Consider the following 19,378-nt stretch of genomic DNA (forward strand, 5'->3'; position numbering starts at 1 on the left):
GGTCACGGCCCGGGGAGCTCGCCGCGGGCCGCGGCGTCCAGCCGGGCGCGGGCCGGGCGGGGCAGGTGCACCCGCCCGGACCGTTCCAGCCGGTCCAGCTCGACGCGGGCGCGGCCGTAGGCGGCGAGCCGTTCGGGTTCGGAGTCGGAGTCCCGCGCGGTGGTCAGCAGCTTCACCACGCGCTCGACGGTGCGCCGCTCCTCGGGGGCCAGCCCGGCGAGCCGGATCCGGTCGGCGGCGTCCACCGCGGCGGTCCAGGCGCGGCGGGCGGCGTCGACGGCGCGCACGTGGGTCCCGGCGTGCGGCTCGCCCGGGTAGCCGTCGGTGTCCAGTGCCTGGGCCTCGGCGAACGCGTCGACGAACCGTGCGGTGGCCGCCACCGTGGTGTCGGACAGCGCGGGGCGGCGCAGCACGGCCAGCGGGTCGGCCTCGTGCGCGGCGAACTCCGCGCGCAGCCGCTGGAACTCCGCCCGCGCGCGTCGCCACGCCTGCTCGGCGGCGACGGCCTCGGACGACAGCACGGGACGCGCGGCCGGTTCCGGGGCGGGGCCGGGACCGGGACCACGGTCGGCGCGCAGCCGCCGGTAGGCGCCGACCACGGCCATCACGAGCAGCGCGAACGACAGCAGCTGGAACACCACGGCCACCACCGTCACCACCGCCCTCCGCGCCGGCCGAGGGGCCGGTCCCGCTCCCCACGGTGCCCCAGCCGTCCGGATCGCGCCATGCGCCCGGATGCCGTCCCGGCACGTCGTGCCACGTCGCGGGCCCCCGTCGGCACTCCCGCGCACGACGGTGTCCCGCTCCGTGGGCACCGCGTCCCGAACGGTGGTCCCGATCGCGCGATCCGTGTCAGGATCACGCGTCCGTCGCGCGGGAACCCCCGTCGCGGCGGGCGTCGTCGCCGATCGTGATGAGGAGAACGATGTTCCGCAAGGTGCTGGTGGCCAACCGGGGCGAGATCGCCATCCGGGCATTCCGGGCCGCGTTCGAGCTGGGTGTCTCGACGGTGGCGGTGTTCCCGTACGAGGACCGCAACTCGCTGCACCGCGCGAAGGCCGACGAGTCCTACCAGATCGGCGAGCCGGGCCACCCGGTCCGCGCCTACCTGTCGGTGGAGGAGGTCATCCGCGCCGCGAAGAAGGCCGGCGCGGACGCCGTCTACCCCGGCTACGGCTTCATGTCGGAGAACCCCGACCTGGCCCGTGCCTGCGCCGACGAGGGCATCACCTTCGTCGGGCCGCCCACCGAGGTCCTGCACCTGACGGGCAACAAGTTCCGCGCCGTCGCCGCCGCCCGGGAGGCGGGCGTGCCGGTGCTGGAGTCCTCCGAGCCGTCGTCGGACGTCGAGGAGCTGCTCGCGGCGGCCGAGAACATCGACTTCCCGATCTTCGTCAAGGCCGTCGCCGGGGGTGGCGGACGCGGGATGCGCCGGGTCACCGAGCCCGGCGACCTGCGCGACGCGATCGAGGCCGCGAGCCGGGAGGCGGAGTCCGCGTTCGGCGACGGCACCGTCTTCCTGGAGCAGGCCGTCGTCAATCCGCGGCACATCGAGGTCCAGATCCTGGCCGACGCCGACGGCAACGTCGTGCACCTCTACGAGCGCGACTGCTCGGTGCAGCGCCGCCACCAGAAGGTCGTCGAGATCGCACCGGCCCCGAACCTGGACCCGGAGCTGCGGGACCGGATCTGCGCCGACGCGGTGAACTTCGCGAGGAAGATCGGCTACGTCAACGCGGGCACCGTCGAGTTCCTGCTCGACGAGCGCGGCAAGCACCACTTCATCGAGATGAACCCGCGCATCCAGGTCGAGCACACCGTCACCGAGCAGGTCACCGACCGCGACCTCGTCATCGCCCAGCTGCGGATCGCCTCGGGCATGACGCTGCCGGAGCTGCGGCTGACCCAGGACGACATCACCCTCACCGGTGCGGCGATGCAGACCCGCATCACCACCGAGGACCCGGCCAACGAGTTCCGGCCCGACGTCGGCACGCTGTCGGTCTACCGCTCCCCGGGCGGCCCGGGCGTGCGCCTGGACGGCGGCACCGTGCACGTCGGCGCCGAGGTCTCCGCGCACTTCGACTCGATGCTGGTCAAGCTGACCTGCCACGGCCACGACTTCGCCAACGCCGCCCGGCGCGCCCGTCGCGCGCTGGCCGAGTTCCGGATCCGCGGCGTGGCGACGAACCTGCCGTTCCTCGCCGCCGTGCTGGAGGACGAGGACTTCAAGCAGGGCCGGGTCACCACCAGCTTCATCGAGGAGCGCCCGCACCTGCTCAAGGCCCGCCCGTCGGCCGACCGCGGCTCGCGCATCCTGCAGTACCTGGGCGAGGTCACGGTCAACAAGCCGAACGGTGACCGGCCGCTGGTCGTGGAGCCGGTCGACAAGCTGCCCGCCGGCGTCGACCTGGAGACGCCCGCGCCGGACGGCTCCGCGCAGCTGCTGCGCGAGCTCGGGCCCGAGGGCTTCGCGCGGCGGCTGCGCGAGCAGACCGCCGTCGCCGTCACCGACACGACGTTCCGCGACGCCCACCAGTCGCTGCTGGCGACCCGGATCCGGACCCGGGACCTGCTCGCGGTCGCGCCCTACGTCGCGCGGACCATGCCCGAGCTGCTGTCACTGGAGTGCTGGGGCGGCGCGACCTACGACGTCGCGCTGCGCTTCCTCGCCGAGGACCCGTGGGACCGGCTCGCCGCGCTCAAGGCCGCGGCGCCCAACATCTGCACCCAGATGCTGCTGCGGGGGCGCAACACCGTCGGCTACACGCCGTACCCGACGGAGGTGACCGACGCCTTCGTGCAGGAGGCGGCGGACACCGGCATGGACATCTTCCGGATCTTCGACGCCCTCAACGACGTCTCCCAGATGCGCCCGGCCATCGACGCCGTCCGCAGCACCGGCACGGCGCTGGCCGAGGTCGCGCTCTGCTACACCGCGGACCTGTCGGACCCGGGGGAGAAGCTCTACACCCTCGACTACTACCTGCGCCTGGCCGAGGAGATCGTCGACGCGGGCGCGCACGTCCTGGCGATCAAGGACATGGCCGGCCTGCTGCGCCCGCCCGCGGCGAAGAAGCTGGTCACGGCGCTGCGGGAGCGGTTCGACCTCCCGGTGCACCTGCACACCCACGACACCGCGGGCGGCCAGCTCGCGACGCTGGTCGCGGCGATCGACGCCGGGGTCGACGCCGTCGACGGCGCGGTCGCCTCGATGGCCGGCACCACCAGCCAGCCGTCGCTGTCGGCGCTGGTCGCGGCCACCGACCACACCGACCGCGCGACCGGGCTGAGCCTGACCGCGGTCGGGGACATGGAGCCGTACTGGGAGGCGGTGCGGAAGGTCTACGCGCCGTTCGAGTCCGGCCTCGCCAGCCCCACCGGGCGGGTCTACCACCACGAGATCCCCGGCGGTCAGCTGTCGAACCTGCGCCAGCAGGCGATCGCGCTCGGCCTGGGCGACCGCTTCGAGCTGATCGAGGACTGCTACGCCGCCGCGGACCGGATGCTGGGCAGGCTGGTGAAGGTGACGCCGTCGTCGAAGGTCGTCGGGGACCTGGCCCTGCACCTGGTCGGGGCCGGGGTGGACGCCGCCGACTTCGAGAAGGACCCGGCGTCGTTCGACATCCCGGACTCGGTGATCGGGTTCCTGCGCGGGGAGCTGGGCTCGCCGCCCGCGGGCTGGCCGGAGCCGTTCCGGACCCGCGCGCTGGAGGGCCGCAGCCCGGAGGCGGAGAAGGCGGAGCTGTCCATCGAGGACCGCCGCGGGCTGCGCGACGAGCGTCGCCGCACGCTGAACAGGCTGCTGTTCCCCGGCCCGACGAAGGACTTCGACAGCCACCGCGAGCAGTACGGCAACACCGCGGTGCTGTCGTCGAAGGACTTCTTCTACGGGCTGGAGGAGGACCTCGAGCACACCGTCGACCTGGAGCCCGGTGTCACGCTGATCATCGAGCTGGAGGCCGTCTCCGAGCCCGACGAGCGCGGCTACCGCACCCTGCTGACCACGCTCAACGGGCAGCTGCGCCCGGTGGCGGTGCGCGACGAGTCGGTCGCCACCGAGGTGAAGGCCGCGGAGAAGGCCGACAAGGGCAACGACGCGCACGTCGCCGCCCCGTTCGCCGGGGTCGTGACGCTGCAGGTCGGCGAGGGCGACACCGTCGACGACGGCCAGACCGTCGCCACCATCGAGGCCATGAAGATGGAGGCGTCGATCACCGCGCACCGGGCCGGCACCGTCAAGCGGCTGGCGATCGGCCAGGTCACCCAGGTCGAGGGCGGGGACCTGCTGGTCGAGCTGGACTGAGCCGCACGGCACGATGGAGCGATGACCAGGCTGATCGCGGGCACGGCGGGCGGACGACGGCTCGCCGTGCCGCCGTCGGGGACCCGGCCGACCTCCGACCGGGTCCGTGAGGCGCTGTTCTCCGCACTCGACCACGACCCGGGCCTCGGCGGTGCCGCCGTGCTGGACGTGTGCGCCGGGTCCGGCGCGCTCGGGCTGGAGGCGCTGTCGCGGGGTGCGGCCGACGCGGTGTTCGTCGAGTCGGACAAGCGGGCCGCGGGGGTGCTGCGGCGCAACCTGGCCGCGGTCGGGCTCGGCGGGTCGGTCGTCACCGGGCGGGCCGGGACGGTGCTGGCCGGGCCCGCGCCGCGGGCGTTCGACGTCGTGCTCGTCGACCCGCCCTACGCGGTGCCCGACGACGAGGTCGCGGGCTGGCTGACCGCCGCCGCCACCCACGGCTGGCTCGCGCCCGGGGCGGCGGTCGTCGTCGAGCGGGCGAAGTCGTCGGGTGGGTTCGGCTGGCCCGCCGGGTTCACCGCGGGCCGGTCCCGCCGCTACGGCGACACCGCCCTGCACCACGGCTCGCTCGCGGGCTGAGCCCGGCTCAGGCCGCCGGGCCCAGCAGCCGGCCGGGCGTCAGGTCGGGCACCGTGCGGTGCGCCCCGGCGGCGGTCAGCTCCGCGTCCCCGGCCGTCGTCCGGACTCCGACGATGGTGCCCATCCCGGCCGCGACCAGCGAGGACACCCCGGCGACGGAGTCCTCGAACGCGACGCAGCCGGCCGGGTCGGCGTCGAGGCGGCGGCACGCGGTGAGGTAGCCCTCCGGGTCCGGCTTGCCGCGCACGACGTCCTCGGCGGTGACGACGAGCTCGACCAGCGGTGCCGTACCGAGCACGTCGCCCAGCACCCGGTCGGCCCAGCCGCGGCGGGCGCTCGTCACCACCGCGAGCCGGTGCCCGCGCCCGGCCAGCGACCGGAGCAGCGCGGGAGCGCCGGGGACGACGTCGACGTCGTCGGCGAGGGCGGTGCCGTGCCCGGCCAGCCGCGCGGCGAGCTCGTCGGGATCGGTGTCGCGCCACGGCCCGTCGACCTCGCGCAGCGCGTCGGCCGCGCGGCGGCCCATGAACCGGTGCCGGTAGGTCTCGTCGTCGACCTCGGCGCCCCACTCGGCGAAGAACCGGGCCCAGGTCCGGCGGTGCACGTGCTCGCTGCGCACGAGGGTGCCGTCGAGGTCGAACACGACCGGGGCGCCGTCGGGAACGGTGCCCGTCACAGGCGGAACAGCTCGTCGCCGGCGCGGACCGTGTGCCCGGTGGGGGCGCTCACCGAGCCGGCGGGGGAGTCCAGCACGACGACCGGGCAGGTCGGCGCGAGGCCGGCCGCCCGCACGGCGGCGAGGTCGACGGTCAGCACCGGCGCGCCCCGCTCGACCGCGTCGCCCTTCGCGACGTGCGTGGTGAACCCGGCCCCGCCGAGCGAGACCGTGTCGATGCCGACGTGGACCAGGATCCCGGGGCCGCCGTCGGCGGTGATTACGAAGGCGTGCGGGTGCAGCGCCGCGACGGTGCCGGCGACCGGGGCCAGCACGACCGCCTCGGTGGCGTCCGCGGGCGGCTCGACGGCCGTCCCGCCGCCGAGCAGCTCGTCGCGGAAGACCGGGTCGGGCACCCCCGCGGGGCCGACCACCGCGCCGTCGACGGGTGCGACGACGGACGTCACAGCAGGTCCCGGACGTCGTCGCAGAGGTTCTCCGCCTCCGGCCCGATCACGACCTGCACGACGGTCCCGGACCGGACCACACCGTGCGCCCCGGCGGCCTTCAGAGCCGCGTCGTCGACCAGGCCGGGGTCGCCGACCTCGGTCCGGAGCCGGGTGATGCACGCCTCGATGTCGGTGATGTTCCCGGGCCCGCCCAGCCCCGCCACGATGTCGTCGGCCCTGCTCATGGGGTTCCTCCACCTCCGGTACCTACTGGTTATGACCAGTGTCTTGACAGTGCCGCGTTCCGCCCGCACCCTCACTGGTTATAACCAGACCGTACCGGTTGTCGAGGCGGCTCCACAACGCCCGCCGAGCCCGTCCGGTCGCCGATACTCGACGAGGAGTGCGAGTCCATGAGCACTGACACCTCCACGGCGGAGCCGGTACGACGACGGCCGGGACTGGCCGGGCTGCAGCGGCTCGGCCGGAGCCTGATGCTCCCGATCGCCGTCCTGCCCGCGGCCGGCCTGCTGCTGCGCCTCGGGCAGGACGACCTGCTCGGCGGCGTCGAGGCGCTGAAGCAGCCCGCGGCCGTGCTCGCCGCGGCCGGCGGCGCGCTGTTCGACCACCTCCCGATGATCTTCGCGCTCGGCATCGCGATCGGCTGGGCACGCCGCTCCGACGGGTCCACCGCGCTGGCCGCCCTCGTCGGCTACCTCGTCATGGACGGCGTGTTCACCGCGCTGTCCCCGGTGCTGCTGCCCGGGGTGCTCGACTCCAAGGGCGAGCAGGCCACGATCGACTTCGGGGTGCTGGGCGGCATCGTCGCGGGCCTGGTCGCGGCGGTGCTGTGGCAGCGCTTCCACCGCACGACGCTGCCGACCTTCCTCGGCTTCTTCAACGGCCGCCGGCTGGTCCCGATCCTCACCGCCGTGTCGATGATGGTGATCGCGTCGGTGCTGAGCCTGGTCTACCCGGTGTTCAACGCCGGGCTGACCGGGCTGGGCAACGCGGTCGGGGAGAACGCCGTCGTCGGCGGCGGGGTCTTCGGCCTGGTCAACCGGCTGCTGCTGCCGGTCGGGCTGCACCACATCATCAACTCGGTCGTCTGGTTCCTGGTCGGCGACTTCAACGGCGTGCACGGCGACCTGTCCCGGTTCTTCGCGGGCGACCCGACCGCGGGCACCTTCATGACGGGCTTCTTCCCGATCATGATGTTCGCGCTGCCCGCCGCGGCGATGGCGATCTGGCACGAGGCCCGTCCGGAGCGGCGCAAGGTCGTCGGCGGGATCATGGTCTCGGTCGCGCTGACCTCGTTCGTCACCGGCATCACCGAGCCGCTGGAGTACGCCTTCGTCTACGTGGCGTGGCCGCTGTACCTGATCCACGCGGTGCTCACCGGCACCTCGCTGGCACTGGTGAACGCGCTCGACATCCACAGCGGGTTCAGCTTCTCCGCAGGCGCCATCGACTACGTCCTCAACTTCGGCCAGTCCACCCGGCCGCTGTGGCTGATCCCGATCGGGCTCGCCTACGCCGTCGTCTACTACGTGCTGTTCCGCTTCGTGATCCGTCGCTGGAACCTGCGCACCCCCGGCCGGGAGGACGACGAGACCACCGGCACCGAGACCGCACCGGCCACCGTCACCACCGCGACCACCGAGCGCGCCGGGACCACCGACACCGCCGGCGCCACCGGAAGCACCGACACCGCAGGGCGGACCGACCGGTGACCGCCGCCGAGGAGCAGGAGAGCACCGTGCACACCCGCACCGCCGTCGTCGCGTCCCGGGTGGGGCTGCACGCCCGCCCGGCCGCGCTGTTCGCCCGCGCCGCCGCCGCCACCGGGCTGCCCGTCACCGTCGCGACCGACGGGAAGGACCCGGTCGACGCGCGCAGCGTCCTCGGGCTCATGACCCTCGGCGTCGTCTTCGGCGACGAGGTCGTGCTCCGGGCCGACGGCGACGGCGCCCCGGCTGCGCTGGACGGCCTCGTGACGCTGCTCGAGACGGACCACGACGCGTGATGCGTGACCGCGTGCTGCGTGGCACCGTCGTCACCGACGGCCGGCTGCTCCCGGACTCGGTCGTCGCGGTCGCGGGGGACCGGATCGTCGCGGTCCTCCCGGCCGCGGCGTACGACGGTCCGCTCCCGCCCGCGTCGTCGTCGCTGCTGCTGCCCGGGCTGGTCGACGTGCACGACCACGGCGGCGCCGGGCACGGCTTCCCGGACGCGACGGCGGCGGGGGCGGCCGCCGCCGTCGCCCACCACCGCGCCCACGGCACGACGACGACGGTCGCCTCGCTGGTCTCCGCCCCGCCGACCGTGCTGGCGGAGCGGATCGCGACGCTGCGCCCGCTCGTCGTCGCCGGGGACCTGGCCGGGATCCACCTGGAGGGCCCGTTCCTGGCGGCCGCGCGGTGCGGTGCGCACGACCCGCGCGCGCTCCTCCCGGGCGACCCCGCGCTGCTCGACGAGCTGCTGACCAAGGCCGACGGCGCCGTCGCGTCGGTGACCTACGCGCCGGAGACCGCGCACGCGGCGGACCTGCTCGCGGTGCTCGCCACACACGGGGTGCTGCCGAGCATCGGCCACACCGACGCCGACGCCCGCACCACCGCGACCGGGATCGCACGGGCGGGCGGCGCGCCGATGAGCGCCACCCACCTGTTCAACGCGATGCCCCCGATGCACCACCGGGCGCCCGGGCCGGTCGCGGCGTGCCTGGCCGCGGCCGCCCGGGGCGAGCTCGTCGTGGAGCTCGTCGCGGACGGGGTGCACCTGTCGCCCGACACCGTCGCCGCGGTGTTCGACCTGGTCGGGCCGGACCGGGTCGCGCTGGTCACCGACGCGATGGCCGCGGCCGGGATGCCCGACGGCCGCTACCACCTGGGCACGATGCAGGTCCGGGTCGACGACGGCGTCGCCCGGATCCCGGACGGGCCCATCGCGGGCGGCACCGCGTGCCTGGTCGACGTCGTCCGCGCCACGGTGCGCGATGCGGGGGTCCGCCTGCAGGACGCGGTGCTCGCGGCGACCCGCACCCCGGCCCGGCTCCTCGGGCTCGACGGCGAGGTCGGGTCGCTGGCCCCGGGCCACCGCGCCGACGTGCTCGTGACCGACGCCGACCTGCGGCCGCAGCAGGTGCTGCGCGCCGGCCTGCCCGTCACCGGTGGGGGTGCGTGATGGAGATCGTGGTCCTCGACGACCCGCGGGCCTGCGGGCGGGCGGTCGCCGACGCCGTCGCCGACGTCCTGGCCCGCGACACCGGCCGGCCGGCGACCCTCGGGCTCGCCACCGGCAGCTCCCCGCTGCCCGCCTACGCCGAGCTGGTCCGCCGTCACCGCGACGAGGGGCTGTCCTTCGCCGGGGCCCGCGCCTTCCTGCTCGACGAGTACCTGGGCCTGCCCGCGGGGCACCCGCAGTCCTACCGCGAGGTCATCCGCCGCGAGCTCACCGACCACCTCGACATCGACCCGGCCGCGGTGCACGCACCGGACGGCACCCGCGCGGACCCGGCCGAGGCCGCGGCGGACTACGAACGGCTGCTCGCCGCGTCCGGCCCGGTGGACCTGCAGATCCTCGGCATCGGCGGCAACGGGCACATCGGGTTCAACGAGCCCGGCTCGGCGTTCGGCTCGCGCACCCGGGTCGCGACGCTGACCGAGCGGACCCGCGCCGACAACGCCCGCTTCTTCGACCGTCCCGCGGACGTGCCGCACCGGGTGCTCACCCAGGGGCCGGCCACGATCATGGAGGCCCGGCGGATCGTGCTCGTCGCGACCGGGGAGGGCAAGCGCGCGGCCGTGGCGGCGACGGTGTCCGGACCGGTCACGACCGACGTGCCCGCGACCGTGCTGCGCGGCCACCCGCACTGCACGCTCGTGCTCGACCGGGCGGCCGCCGGGGAGCGGGCCGGGCCCGTCGCGGCCGGGCAGGTCGGCGCACCGGGACGGGGGCGGTAGTGGCTACGGTGGACAGCACCATGAACGGCGAGGTCCGGATCGGCGACGGGGTCGTCCCCAAGCACGAGCAGCTCCGCACCCTGCTCGCGGAGACGATCGCGCGGGACTTCGCGCCGGGCGACGCCTTCCCCAGCGAGCGCAGGCTGTGCCTGGACCATGGCGTGAGCCGGGTGACGGTGCGGGCCGCCGTCGGCGAGCTGGAGCGCGACGGGCTGCTGACCCGGGTCCGCGGCAAGGGCACCTATGTCGCCGCCCGCACCGCGCGCTCCCGGCTGCACCTCGCGTCCTTCCACGACGACATGCGCCGGCTCGGGCTGACCCCGACCACGGTCGTCCTCGAGGTCGCGCTCACCACCGGACCGCCGGAGGCCGTCCGCGCGCTCGGCCAGGGGCCCGACGGCCGGTGCTGGCACCTGCGGCGGCTGCGCGTCGCCGACGGGGTGCCGATGTCGATCGACGACGCCTGGTACGACGCCGAACAGGTCCCCGACCTCGACGTCCACGACCTCAGCGGCTCGGTCTACGGGATCCTGCAGGAGCACTACCGGCTCCCCATCGACCGCGCCGAGCAGACCGTCGCCGCCCAGCAGGCCGACGAGGCCTCGGCGGTCCTGCTCGGGATCCCCGCCGGGCACCCGATCCTGGTGTTCGACCGGACCTCCAGCTCCGGCGACCGACCGGTCGAGTACACCGTGTCGCGCTACCGCGGTGACCGCTACGAGCTGCACATGTCGCTGGACCGCAGCTGGGCCTGACCGGTGATCACCGGCTGATAGGTTCCGGCCATGCCCGAGGTCCGTCGCGCCGTCTGCCCCGGTTCCTACGACCCGCCGACGGTCGGTCACCTCGACGTCATCGCCCGCACCGCGGCGCTGTTCGACGAGGTGTTCGTCGCGATCCTGGTGAACCCCCGTAAGGAGGGGCTGTTCTCCGTCGACGAGCGCGTCGCGATGCTCACCGAGATCACCGCGGACCTGCCGGGCGTGCGGGTCGAGTCGTTCCAGGGTCTCGTCGTCGACTACTGCCGCGAGCGCGGCGCCCGGGCGATGGTCAAGGGCCTGCGCGGGGCGACGGACTACGACTACGAGCTCCCGATGGCGCACATGAACCGGCACCTGACCGGGGTCGAGACGCTGTTCCTGCCCGGTGCGCCCGGCCAGGTCTACGTGTCGAGCTCGCTGGTCAAGGAGGTCGCCCGCGGCGGCGGCGACGTCACCGCGTTCCTCCCGCCGAGCGTGCACACCCGGCTGCTGGACCGGCTCGCCTGACACGCGGGAGCGGCGCCCAATAACGGGTCCGCGCCCGTGACGGTGAGAGGATCCGTCGCGTGTACCGGGTCTTCGAGTCGCTGGACGCGCTGGTGACGATCGTCGAGGAGGCGCGCAGCGTCCCGATGACGTCGAACTGCGTGGTCCCGCGCGGCGACGTGCTGGAGCTCCTCGACGACGTCCGCGAGGCGATCCCGGGCGAGATGGACGACGCCCAGGACGTGCTCGACCGGCGCGACGACGTCGTGTCCGAGGCCGAGCGCGAGGCGGAGGAGACCCGGACCGCGGCGAACTCCGAGGCCGAGGAGACGCTGCAGAACGCGCGCACCGAGGCCGAGCGCCTCGTCGCCGAGGCGCAGGAGGAGGCCGGGCGCACCCTGGCCGAGGCCCGCCACGAGGCGGAGCGCGCGGTCGCCGAGGGCCGCCGCCAGTACGCCGAGGTCACCGACCGGGCCCGGGACGAGGCCGAGCGGATGAGCCACGCCGGCCGGGCCGCGCACGACCGGCTCATCGCCGACGGGCAGAACGAGCAGACCCGGCTGGTGTCCCAGACCGAGGTCGTCCGCTCCGCACACGCCGAGGCCGGCCGGATCGTCGACGGCGCGCACGCCGAGGCCGACCGGCTGCGCCGGGAGTGCGACGACTACGTCGACACCACCCTGGGCGAGCTGGAGACCACCCTGAACAACGCGCTCGGCGTCGTCGGGCGCGGGCGCAGCCAGATCTGGCGCGGCCAGTACGGCCCGAACTACGGCGGCGGACGGCCGCCGGAGCAGGGCCGCACCGGCACCGGGATGGACCTGATCGACTGACGGCCGCGGCGGCCCGGGGAGTCCCGGCGGCGCGCCGGCGCGGCGCTCACCCGGGGTCCACCGTGCCGCGGAGCCGGAGCGCGGCCCCGGCGGCGCCCACGACCGACATCACCACGACCACACCGCACAGGACCGATGCCACCGGCGCCAGGCCCCACACGTCGACCGCGGCCCCCGCCAGCAGGCTCGCCACGGCGGCCGCGAGGTAGCAGTACAGGTAGACCGCGGGGAGGGTGCCGGCGCGCGTGCCCTCCGGGCTCCGGTCGAGCAGGACCCGGATCGCGCCGGCGAACGCGACACCGAACCCGGCCCCGGCCACGACCGTGGCGGCGAGGTAGGCGGCGAAGCTGCCGAGGGCGATCGCGCCGACGAACCCGGCGGTGCCGGCCGCCAGCACGACGGCCCCGCCGGTCAGCGCGCGGGCAGCGGGCAGCCGGGCGGCCGCGAGCCCCGCCGCCGGTCCCGCGAGGTGGTAGACCGCGACGGCCAGGGCGCCGCTGAACAGGTCGTCGCGGCCCAGCACGGAGGTCGCGAGCGACGGGGCCAGCGCCTGGGTGAACCCGCCGAGGACGTAGGTCGCCGCGACGACGACACACACCATCGGGAACACCCGGCGCGCGGCGCGGGGCACCCGGACCTCCGGCCGCAGCGACCGCAGCGCCCCGGGCCGCCGGGCCGTGGTCTCCGGCAGCAGGGCGAGCGCCACGGCGGCCACGACGAGCAGACCCGCTGCGACGACGAAAGACCAGACGGGAGCGCCGCCCGGCACGAGCTGCACCGCGGCTCCGGAGGCGAGCGCGCCGATCGCGATGCCGCCCGGCGGCGCGCCGCTCGTGATCGCCCCGGCCAGCCCGGGACGCGTCGGGGGCGCCAGGTCGACGACGTACCCGCCGAGCGCGGCCAGCGCGAGCCCCACCGACACCCCTTGGACCGCCCGCCCGATGATCAGCGGCACGGACGAGTCGACGGTCGCGAGGACCAGGCACGCCACCGCGCCGACGATCAGCGCGGGCACCGCCACCCGGCGCCGGCCCACGTGGTCGGACAGGCTGCCGCAGCACAGCAGGGCGGCCAGCAGCGGCACGACGTAGACGGCGAACGCCCCGGTGAGCGCGACCGTCGAGATGCCGTAGGACCGCTGGTAGACGACGTAGAGCGGGGCTGGCACCCCGGCCGCGGCGCAGACCACCACGAAGGACACCGACGCCGTCCCGAAGGCCAGTGGGAGCGATCGGGGCCGGAACACCGGTCTCAGGTCGCCGGGACGACGGACGGCGGAGCAACGCAGATCACCGTCCGAGACTAGGCGCTCCGGAACGGCGTCCAGGAGCGGAGGGCCCGCGGCACACCGTCCGACGACCGGGTCAGTCCGGTCCGCGGTAGGTGTGCCCGGTCGGGGTCCTGGTGACCACCGTCCCGTCCGGGGCCCGGGCGATGTGCCAGCCGGGTTGTTCGCGGACGTGGTTGTGGAACTCGCAGACCCCGCGTCCGTTGTCCAGCTCGGTCCGCCCACCGTCGGCGTCGCGCTGGATGTGGTCGACGTGGCGGACGGGAGCATCGCAGTAGGGCTCGGTGCACCGGTTCTGCGCCCGGGCCTTCACCAGGGTGGCGAGCAGCCCGGTGAAGGTGCGCTGTCGGGAGTCCCCGCCGATCACGATGCCCTGGTCGGTGAGCAGCCGGCGCAGGGACTTCGTCCCCTCGCTGGTGGCGAGCAGGTCTACCGGAACGGGACCGAAGCCGGGGATCTCCGCGGGGAGCGGGGACTGCGAGTCGAGCAGGGCCTGGACCGGGACGGTGACCTGTACGTCCAGGTTCACCGCCGTCGCGGTGGCCTGACCGGTGACCCGCTCCACCAGGGTGTCGGCCAGGACCTGCCCACGGGTGCGGGTCAGCGGTTCGGGTTCGACCTGGACCTCGACGAACGCCTTCTGCAGCGCGGCGAGGCAGGCGGCGCCCTGTTCGACCGGGACGTAGGCGGTGAGGTAGCTCATCGCGTCCGGCGCGGGCCGCAGGGTGACCCGGCGCTCGGCCTTGGCCGCGTGGACCCGTGCGCGGAACCGGTCGGGGGCGATCTCGGCGACCAGACGCCGGGTCATCGCCCGGAGCCGGCCGATCCCGTACCGGGTCAGGTCACGCACGGCGGCGAGCCGGGCGTCGACCCGCGCGCGCTGGGTGGTGTTGAGGTCGCGGCATTCGACGGCGATCGCGGTGACCTTGGCGGCGCTGAGCTGACCGGCCTCATGGAGGCGTCGGATGTCGTCGAGCCCGGCGTGCAGGTCGCGGGCGTCGGCGACGCGGGTGCGGGCCTCGGCGGTGGAGACCCGGCAGGCCAGCTGGACCTGGGCGACGACGCTACGGTGGAGCTTGTCGAAGTCGCTCCGGTCGTCGACGCGGTGGCTGCCGACATGGGCCTGGGCGAAGACCCGGATCCGGCTCGCCTGGAGGGCGGCCAGGGAGGCCTGGAGGGCTTCGATCTCCTGGATCTGGTCGATCAGCTCGGCCTCGGACCACGCGCAGGTGTCGGCGCTGAGGGCCTGTTCGACGAGGAACCGGAGCAGGGTGAGGTCACCGGACGGGAACCCGCCGCCGGGCACGCCGGTGGCGTGGGCGGGTGGCTCCTGGGTCGCGGTCACACCATCGAGGATACTCGAACGTGTGTTCGATCGCTAGTTTCCGTTCGCTATTGCGAATTCATGAGCTGCGGGAACGTCGGTGTCGTCGTCGTCGTCCGGGAGGTGCTGATCGTCGGTGCGGGGGAGGGGGCCGCGCCCGTGCCGCGCGAACGGGACCACGAGCGCGGTGCACTGCATCCCGAGCCCCGAGCCCCGAGCCCCGAGCCCCGAGCCCCGAGCCCCGAGCCCCGAGCAGGGGCTCGAGGGCGCGTTCAAGGCCGGGTAGGTGCGTCTGGTTGCGGGAGAACTTCCCGAGGTGCTCCCGCGCCCGTCCAGATCCGCTGTCCGACCAGGACCGCGGTACGAGCCCCGGTCGAACCGAGTCCATCGCCGTCCATCGCCGGATCGGGGCCCGAGCCCGGGAGTGCGCCCGCCGCCCCACCCTGCGACCGCGCGCCCCGGGCCGCGCGCCTGGCACCCCGCGACCCGGCGAGTGCCTGCGCCGGCGCCCGCGCGACCGGACCTCGAAGCCTCGATCGCGACCGAGCCCCCCACAACGCGATGCCGACCGGGCCGCCGCGTCCTCAACCCTGCTGCGCCGCCCACTCCTCGACCCGGCGCCCGCTCTCCTCCGGCGACAGGTCCTCCACCCGGGTCATCACCGCCCACCGCACCCCGTACGGGTCGACGACCGAGCCGAACCGGTCCCCGGACACGAACGTCGAGACCGGCTCGCGCACCGTCGACCCGGCCTCGGCCAGCGTCGCGACGGCCGCGTCGACGTCGGGCACGTACACCGCGAGCGACAGCGACACCGGGTGGTCGCCCGCCGGGGCGGCGACGAGGCCGTAGTCGGGCATCGCGTCGGAGACGGTGAACCGGCCGGCCGCCAGTTCCAGCTCGGCGTGCCCGACCATCCCGCCCATCTCGGTGACCGAGAGCACCCGGGCCCCGAAGGCGGCGCAGTAGAGTTCGATCGCCGCGCGGGCGGGCGATGCCACCAGGTGCGGGGTGAGTGAGGTGACCCCGTGCGGACGGCCGTCGGTGGTGTGGGCGCCGGTGACGCTGCTCGTGAGCTCCATACGACGAGCCTCCCCGCCCCGCGGCGGCGCGGATTGAACATTGCCGACAAGGGGGGTGGCCGATGACCGTCGAGTCGCGCGGACACCTGAACCCGGGTGCCCCCGAGGTCACGCTCGACCGGGTGCCCATCGGGCTCGACGACCTCGTCCGGTGGGTCTGGACCGCCCGCTGGGACGTCCGGCCGGGACGCACGGTGCGCCAGCGGGTGCTGCAGTACCCGGCGTTCAACCTCGTGACCGACCCGGTCACCGCGACGCTGCACGGGCCGCGCACCGGCGTCGACGTCCGGGAGCTGGCCGGGCGGTCCTGGGTCGTCGGCGTCCTGCTGCGGCCCGGCGCGACCTCGCTGTTCACGGCCACCGCACCCGCCGCGCTGCGCGGGACCGCCGAGGAGGTCCGCGGCGCGCCGGTGGCGGAGCTCACCGCGGCCGTGGCCGGCGGCGACCCGGCCGCGACGGTGCGGGACTGGCTCGCCCCGCTGGCCGACCGGGTCACCGACGCCGGACGCCTGGTCAACCGGGCCTGCGCGCTGGCCGAGTCCCGCGCCGACGTCCTGCGCGCCGACCAGCTCGCCGAGCTCGTCGGTGTCGCGCCGCGGACCCTGGAACGCCTGGTCCGCGGTCACATCGGACTGACCCCGCTGTGGCTGATCGAGTGCCGTCGCCTGCAGCACGCCGCCGCGGTGCTCCGGACTGACCCGGACACCGCGCTGGCCGGGCTGGCCGCCGATCTCGGCTATGCCGACCAGGCCCACTTCACCCGTCGCTACCGGGCGGTGCTCGGCGAGACGCCCGGCGCGACCCGGCAGGCGGCCCGCGCGGCCGGGTGATCACGGGTACTGCTGCGACACAGGTGCTTCACCACGCGCAGTCGCTGTGGTCGGATACGCCGGACGCAGGAATCCAGGTCACCCGCCGTACTACTCTCCCGCGCATGGCACGCCGGCCCGAACCCGACCCGACGACCTGGTGGGCACGCTACGGGCACCGGCTGGAAGGACCCCCTGTGACGAACCCGGCGCAGCCCCCGGCCGAGGCCGCGGCCCCTGCGGTCCCCGAGGCCCCGCGTCCCGAGCTCCCACGCTCCGAGGCCCCGCGCGGGAACCCCGGGGCGGCCGCGGCGGACCTGCGTGAGGACGCCATGCTGCGCGCGCGGCCCGACCGGCCGCGCACCGGCTGGCGGCGCGCCCTCTACGACGTCACCGGCGGCCGTGTGAACCCGGGCCCGAGCGACGCCGAGGAGCTCCGCTCCGGGCTGCTGACCCGGGTCCGCGCGCCGCTGGCCGGGGCGCACCGGGTGGCGGTCATGTCGGTGAAGGGCGGCGTCGGCAAGACCACGGTCGCGGCCTGCCTCGGACAGGCGCTGGCCGAGCACCGCGGGGACCGGGCCGTCGTCCTCGACGCCAACCCCGACGCCGGCACGCTCGCCGACCGCCTCACCGGCGACTCCCGGATCACCGTCCGCGAGCTGCTGAACGACCTGGACTCGGTCGGCACCTGGACCGACGTGTCCCGCTACACGAGCCTCGCCGGGCGCCTGCAGGTCCTGGCCTCGGAGCAGGACCCCGCCTCGGGGGAGGCGTTCTCCCGCGACGAGTACGAGCGCGTCGTCGACCTCCTGGGCCGCTTCTTCAACATCATCATCACCGACTCCGGCACCGGGATGGTGCACTCCACGATGCAGGGCACCCTCGCGCGCGCCGACTCGGTGGTCGTCGTCGGGGCCCCGACCGTCGACGGTGCGGGCCGGGCCAGCAAGACGCTGGACTGGCTGGTCGCGCACGGCCACGGCGACCTCGTCCGCGACGCGGTGGTCGTGCTGTCCTGCGACCGGCGCAGCGCCGAGGTCGACGCCGCCCGGATCCGCGAGCACTTCGCCCAGCGGGTGCGCGGCGTCGTCGAGGTCCCGCACGACCCGCACCTGGCCACCGGCGGCCGGGTCGACCCGGCCCGGCTCCGCCCGGCGACCGCGGACGCGTTCCTGGAGCTGGGCGCCCTGGTCGCCGACGCGTTCGACGTGCGACGACGCGACTGAACGGGCCGCGTACGCTGGTCCGCGAGATGAACACCGCGCGCAGCCAGAACCGTCCCGACGACAACCCCTGGGTCCTCTCCACTCGTGAGCTGGCCCGCCGCCCCGGCAACCAGCGCACCGTGGCCCGTACGGTCCCCGCGCCGTCGGGCGACGCCGAGATCGGCCTGACCGGGGTGATCACCGTCCCCGGCGGGTCCGACGTCGAGCTCGACGTGTCCCTGGAGTCGGTGACCGAGGGCGTCTACGTCTCCGGCACGGCCGACGCCCGGCTGGCGGGGGAGTGCTCGCGTTGCCTGGAGCCGATCGGTGAGGACGTGCAGGTCCGGATCGGCGAGCTGTTCGCCTACCCGGACTCGGTCACCGAGGAGACCACCGACGCCGACGAGATCCCGCGCCTGGTCGACGAGCGCATCGACCTCACCCAGACCGTGCGCGACGCGATCGTCACCGAGCTCCCGATGGCGCCGCTGTGCCGCGAGGACTGCCCCGGTCTGTGCGTCGAGTGCGGCGAGAGGTGGGCCGATCTCCCGTCGGATCACGGGCATGAGACACTGGATCCTCGTTGGGCGGCGCTCCGTGAGCGCCTGCCCTCCACCGACTGAGCGGCGGCTCCTCGTGAGCCCGCTCCCCGGTGGGCAGACCTGATCGTTCGAAGTACCGAGGAGTGTCATCATGGCCGTTCCCAAGCGCCGGATGTCGCGGTCGAACACGCGTGCGCGCCGGTCGCAGTGGAAGGCCACTGCGCCGACCCTGGTCGCCTGCTCGAACCGCGCCTGCCGTGAGCCGAAGCTGCAGCACATCGCCTGCCCGACCTGTGGGCAGTACGACGGCCGTCAGGTCACCAGCCCGGCCTGATCGCAGCAGTGGGCGACAAGAGCGTGACCGGTCCGGTGACGGACCGGTCACCTCTGCTGTCCGCACTCGGTGTGGACCTGGACGAGGCGCTGCTCACGCTGGCGCTGACCCACCGGTCCTACGCCTACGAGCACGGCGGACTGCCGACCAACGAGCGCCTGGAGTTCCTGGGCGACTCGGTGCTGTCGATCGTGATCACCGAGCGGCTCTACCGGGATCACCCGGACCTGCCCGAGGGGCAGCTGGCGAAGCTGCGCGCGAGCGTGGTCAACATGCACGCGCTCGCCACCGTCGCGGTGGCGCTGCCGACGCCGGACGACGGGCCGCACGGCCTCGGCGCGTACCTGTACCTGGGGCGCGGTGAAGAGCTGACCGGTGGCCGGTCGAAGGCCAGCATCCTGGCCGACGCCACCGAGGCGCTGCTCGGCGCGGTGTACCTCGCGCACGGCCTCGAGCCGTCCCGCGAGTTGATCCACCGGCTGTTCGCGGACCTGCTGCACAGTGCCCCGCTGCTCGGCGCGGGCCTGGACTGGAAGACCAGCCTGCAGGAGCTCACCGCCGCCGGCGGGCACGGCGTGCCCGAGTACCGGATCGACGAGGAGGGCCCGGACCACCTGAAGGTGTTCACCGCGACCGCCGTCGTCGGGGGTCGTGACCTCGGCAGCGGCGAGGGGCGCACCAAGAAGGAGGCCGAGCAGAAGGCGGCAGAGATCGCCTGGCACGCGCTGTCCGACGAGAGCGCCGGCTCCTCCCGGTAGCCGTC

The 19,378-nt window shown here is 74.8% G+C and carries 21 protein-coding genes; 14 read left to right on the forward strand and 7 right to left on the reverse strand.

The genetic code is table 11. The features are described 5' to 3' along the window. Window positions 1-2: 2 nt before the first annotated feature. Complete coding sequence (locus tag KPL57_RS40360) at window positions 3-656, reverse strand: hypothetical protein (protein WP_226355712.1); 654 nt, start codon at window positions 654-656, stop codon at window positions 3-5. 269 nt (window positions 657-925) lie between these two features. Between KPL57_RS40360 and KPL57_RS40365 the strand changes: the two genes are divergently transcribed. Then, the gene (locus tag KPL57_RS40365; protein ID WP_226355713.1) at window positions 926-4,306 is read left to right on the forward strand and encodes a pyruvate carboxylase; all 3,381 of its coding nucleotides are present in this window, start codon (window positions 926-928) and stop codon (window positions 4,304-4,306) included. Between the two features lie 21 nt (window positions 4,307-4,327). Further along, window positions 4,328-4,882, forward strand: a complete 555-nt coding sequence (rsmD, locus tag KPL57_RS40370; RefSeq protein ID WP_226355714.1) for a 16S rRNA (guanine(966)-N(2))-methyltransferase RsmD — start codon at window positions 4,328-4,330, stop codon at window positions 4,880-4,882. Between the two features lie 7 nt (window positions 4,883-4,889). Here rsmD and KPL57_RS40375 read toward each other — a convergent pair whose 3' ends face one another. Genes KPL57_RS40375 through KPL57_RS40385 form a run of 3 tightly spaced genes read right to left on the reverse strand, consistent with a single transcriptional unit; the run spans window position 4,890 to window position 6,231 of the window. Beyond that, window positions 4,890-5,558 carry an HAD family phosphatase gene (locus KPL57_RS40375; RefSeq protein ID WP_226355715.1) on the reverse strand — a complete coding sequence of 223 codons (669 nt, stop codon included), beginning with the start codon at window positions 5,556-5,558 and terminating at the stop codon, window positions 4,890-4,892. After that, on the reverse strand, window positions 5,555-6,004 hold the full coding sequence (locus KPL57_RS40380) for a PTS glucose transporter subunit IIA (RefSeq protein WP_073578206.1): 450 nt from the start codon (window positions 6,002-6,004) through the stop codon (window positions 5,555-5,557). Before KPL57_RS40380 ends, KPL57_RS40375 begins: the two co-directional genes overlap by 4 nt. After that, the gene (locus KPL57_RS40385; RefSeq protein ID WP_020626212.1) at window positions 6,001-6,231 is read right to left on the reverse strand and encodes a glucose PTS transporter subunit EIIB; all 231 of its coding nucleotides are present in this window, start codon (window positions 6,229-6,231) and stop codon (window positions 6,001-6,003) included. The genes KPL57_RS40380 and KPL57_RS40385 overlap by 4 nt, the downstream gene beginning before the upstream one ends. A 168-nt stretch (window positions 6,232-6,399) precedes the next feature. Between KPL57_RS40385 and KPL57_RS40390 the strand changes: the two genes are divergently transcribed. Genes KPL57_RS40390 through KPL57_RS40420 form a run of 7 tightly spaced genes read left to right on the forward strand, consistent with a single transcriptional unit; the run spans window position 6,400 to window position 12,031 of the window. Further along, complete coding sequence (locus tag KPL57_RS40390) at window positions 6,400-7,719, forward strand: PTS transporter subunit EIIC (protein WP_226355716.1); 1,320 nt, start codon at window positions 6,400-6,402, stop codon at window positions 7,717-7,719. Window positions 7,720-7,745: 26 nt separating this feature from the next. Next, the gene (locus KPL57_RS40395; protein WP_062404348.1) at window positions 7,746-8,012 is read left to right on the forward strand and encodes an HPr family phosphocarrier protein; all 267 of its coding nucleotides are present in this window, start codon (window positions 7,746-7,748) and stop codon (window positions 8,010-8,012) included. Continuing rightward, on the forward strand, window positions 8,012-9,172 hold the full coding sequence (locus KPL57_RS40400; RefSeq protein ID WP_226356677.1) for an N-acetylglucosamine-6-phosphate deacetylase: 1,161 nt from the start codon (window positions 8,012-8,014) through the stop codon (window positions 9,170-9,172). Before KPL57_RS40395 ends, KPL57_RS40400 begins: the two co-directional genes overlap by 1 nt. Beyond that, a complete protein-coding gene (locus tag KPL57_RS40405) occupies window positions 9,172-9,951 on the forward strand; it encodes a glucosamine-6-phosphate deaminase (RefSeq protein ID WP_226356678.1) in 780 nt (259 codons plus the stop codon). Before KPL57_RS40400 ends, KPL57_RS40405 begins: the two co-directional genes overlap by 1 nt. Before the next feature lie 8 nt (window positions 9,952-9,959). Further along, window positions 9,960-10,706 carry a GntR family transcriptional regulator gene (locus KPL57_RS40410; protein ID WP_226355718.1) on the forward strand — a complete coding sequence of 249 codons (747 nt, stop codon included), beginning with the start codon at window positions 9,960-9,962 and terminating at the stop codon, window positions 10,704-10,706. 30 nt (window positions 10,707-10,736) lie between these two features. Beyond that, complete coding sequence (gene coaD / locus KPL57_RS40415) at window positions 10,737-11,219, forward strand: pantetheine-phosphate adenylyltransferase (RefSeq protein ID WP_226355719.1); 483 nt, start codon at window positions 10,737-10,739, stop codon at window positions 11,217-11,219. Between the two features lie 59 nt (window positions 11,220-11,278). Continuing rightward, window positions 11,279-12,031, forward strand: a complete 753-nt coding sequence (locus KPL57_RS40420) for a DivIVA domain-containing protein (RefSeq protein ID WP_226355720.1) — start codon at window positions 11,279-11,281, stop codon at window positions 12,029-12,031. Between the two features lie 46 nt (window positions 12,032-12,077). Here the strand turns inward: KPL57_RS40420 and KPL57_RS40425 are convergent, their stop codons facing one another. The 3 genes from KPL57_RS40425 to KPL57_RS40435 all read right to left on the reverse strand — a co-directional run bounded on the left by KPL57_RS40425 (window position 12,078) and on the right by KPL57_RS40435 (window position 15,725). After that, a complete protein-coding gene (locus KPL57_RS40425) occupies window positions 12,078-13,277 on the reverse strand; it encodes an MFS transporter (RefSeq protein WP_226355721.1) in 1,200 nt (399 codons plus the stop codon). Between the two features lie 118 nt (window positions 13,278-13,395). Continuing rightward, on the reverse strand, window positions 13,396-14,664 hold the full coding sequence (locus tag KPL57_RS40430; protein WP_226355722.1) for an HNH endonuclease signature motif containing protein: 1,269 nt from the start codon (window positions 14,662-14,664) through the stop codon (window positions 13,396-13,398). 563 nt (window positions 14,665-15,227) lie between these two features. Further along, window positions 15,228-15,725, reverse strand: coding sequence for a glyoxalase/bleomycin resistance/extradiol dioxygenase family protein (locus KPL57_RS40435; RefSeq protein ID WP_226355723.1), 498 nt, complete (start codon window positions 15,723-15,725; stop codon window positions 15,228-15,230). 62 nt (window positions 15,726-15,787) lie between these two features. Between KPL57_RS40435 and KPL57_RS40440 the strand changes: the two genes are divergently transcribed. The 5 genes from KPL57_RS40440 (at window position 15,788) to rnc (ending at window position 19,373) form a co-directional block, all read left to right on the forward strand. Continuing rightward, window positions 15,788-16,555: a helix-turn-helix domain-containing protein gene (locus KPL57_RS40440; RefSeq protein ID WP_226355724.1), complete on the forward strand. Its 768-nt coding sequence runs from the start codon at window positions 15,788-15,790 to the stop codon at window positions 16,553-16,555. A gap of 176 nt (window positions 16,556-16,731) precedes the next feature. Then, entirely contained in the window at window positions 16,732-17,760 is a 1,029-nt protein-coding gene (locus tag KPL57_RS40445) for a MinD/ParA family protein (RefSeq protein WP_073578198.1), read from the forward strand. A gap of 26 nt (window positions 17,761-17,786) precedes the next feature. After that, window positions 17,787-18,362: a DUF177 domain-containing protein gene (locus KPL57_RS40450; protein ID WP_062400972.1), complete on the forward strand. Its 576-nt coding sequence runs from the start codon at window positions 17,787-17,789 to the stop codon at window positions 18,360-18,362. 70 nt (window positions 18,363-18,432) lie between these two features. Then, a complete protein-coding gene (gene rpmF, locus KPL57_RS40455) occupies window positions 18,433-18,615 on the forward strand; it encodes a 50S ribosomal protein L32 (protein ID WP_020626225.1) in 183 nt (60 codons plus the stop codon). Window positions 18,616-18,623: 8 nt separating this feature from the next. Beyond that, a complete protein-coding gene (gene rnc / locus KPL57_RS40460) occupies window positions 18,624-19,373 on the forward strand; it encodes a ribonuclease III (protein WP_226355725.1) in 750 nt (249 codons plus the stop codon). Window positions 19,374-19,378 lie beyond the last annotated feature (5 nt).

It is taken from the genome of Pseudonocardia sp. ICBG601 (genome assembly GCF_020496245.1).

What these genes read in the sequence shown, in the direction of transcription:
- rsmD (WP_226355714.1), top strand. Translation starts at nt 4,328, where the DNA reads ATGACCAGGCTGATCGCGGGCACGGCGGGCGGACGACGGCTCGCCGTG.
- KPL57_RS40405 (WP_226356678.1), top strand. Translation starts at nt 9,172, where the DNA reads ATGGAGATCGTGGTCCTCGACGACCCGCGGGCCTGCGGGCGGGCGGTC.
- coaD (WP_226355719.1), top strand. Translation starts at nt 10,737, where the DNA reads ATGCCCGAGGTCCGTCGCGCCGTCTGCCCCGGTTCCTACGACCCGCCG.
- KPL57_RS40390 (WP_226355716.1), top strand. Translation starts at nt 6,400, where the DNA reads ATGAGCACTGACACCTCCACGGCGGAGCCGGTACGACGACGGCCGGGA.
- KPL57_RS40435 (WP_226355723.1), bottom strand. Translation starts at nt 15,725, where the DNA reads ATGGAGCTCACGAGCAGCGTCACCGGCGCCCACACCACCGACGGCCGT.
- KPL57_RS40385 (WP_020626212.1), bottom strand. Translation starts at nt 6,231, where the DNA reads ATGAGCAGGGCCGACGACATCGTGGCGGGGCTGGGCGGGCCCGGGAAC.
- KPL57_RS40400 (WP_226356677.1), top strand. Translation starts at nt 8,012, where the DNA reads ATGCGTGACCGCGTGCTGCGTGGCACCGTCGTCACCGACGGCCGGCTG.
- KPL57_RS40450 (WP_062400972.1), top strand. Translation starts at nt 17,787, where the DNA reads ATGAACACCGCGCGCAGCCAGAACCGTCCCGACGACAACCCCTGGGTC.
- rpmF (WP_020626225.1), top strand. Translation starts at nt 18,433, where the DNA reads ATGGCCGTTCCCAAGCGCCGGATGTCGCGGTCGAACACGCGTGCGCGC.
- KPL57_RS40365 (WP_226355713.1), top strand. Translation starts at nt 926, where the DNA reads ATGTTCCGCAAGGTGCTGGTGGCCAACCGGGGCGAGATCGCCATCCGG.
- KPL57_RS40440 (WP_226355724.1), top strand. Translation starts at nt 15,788, where the DNA reads ATGACCGTCGAGTCGCGCGGACACCTGAACCCGGGTGCCCCCGAGGTC.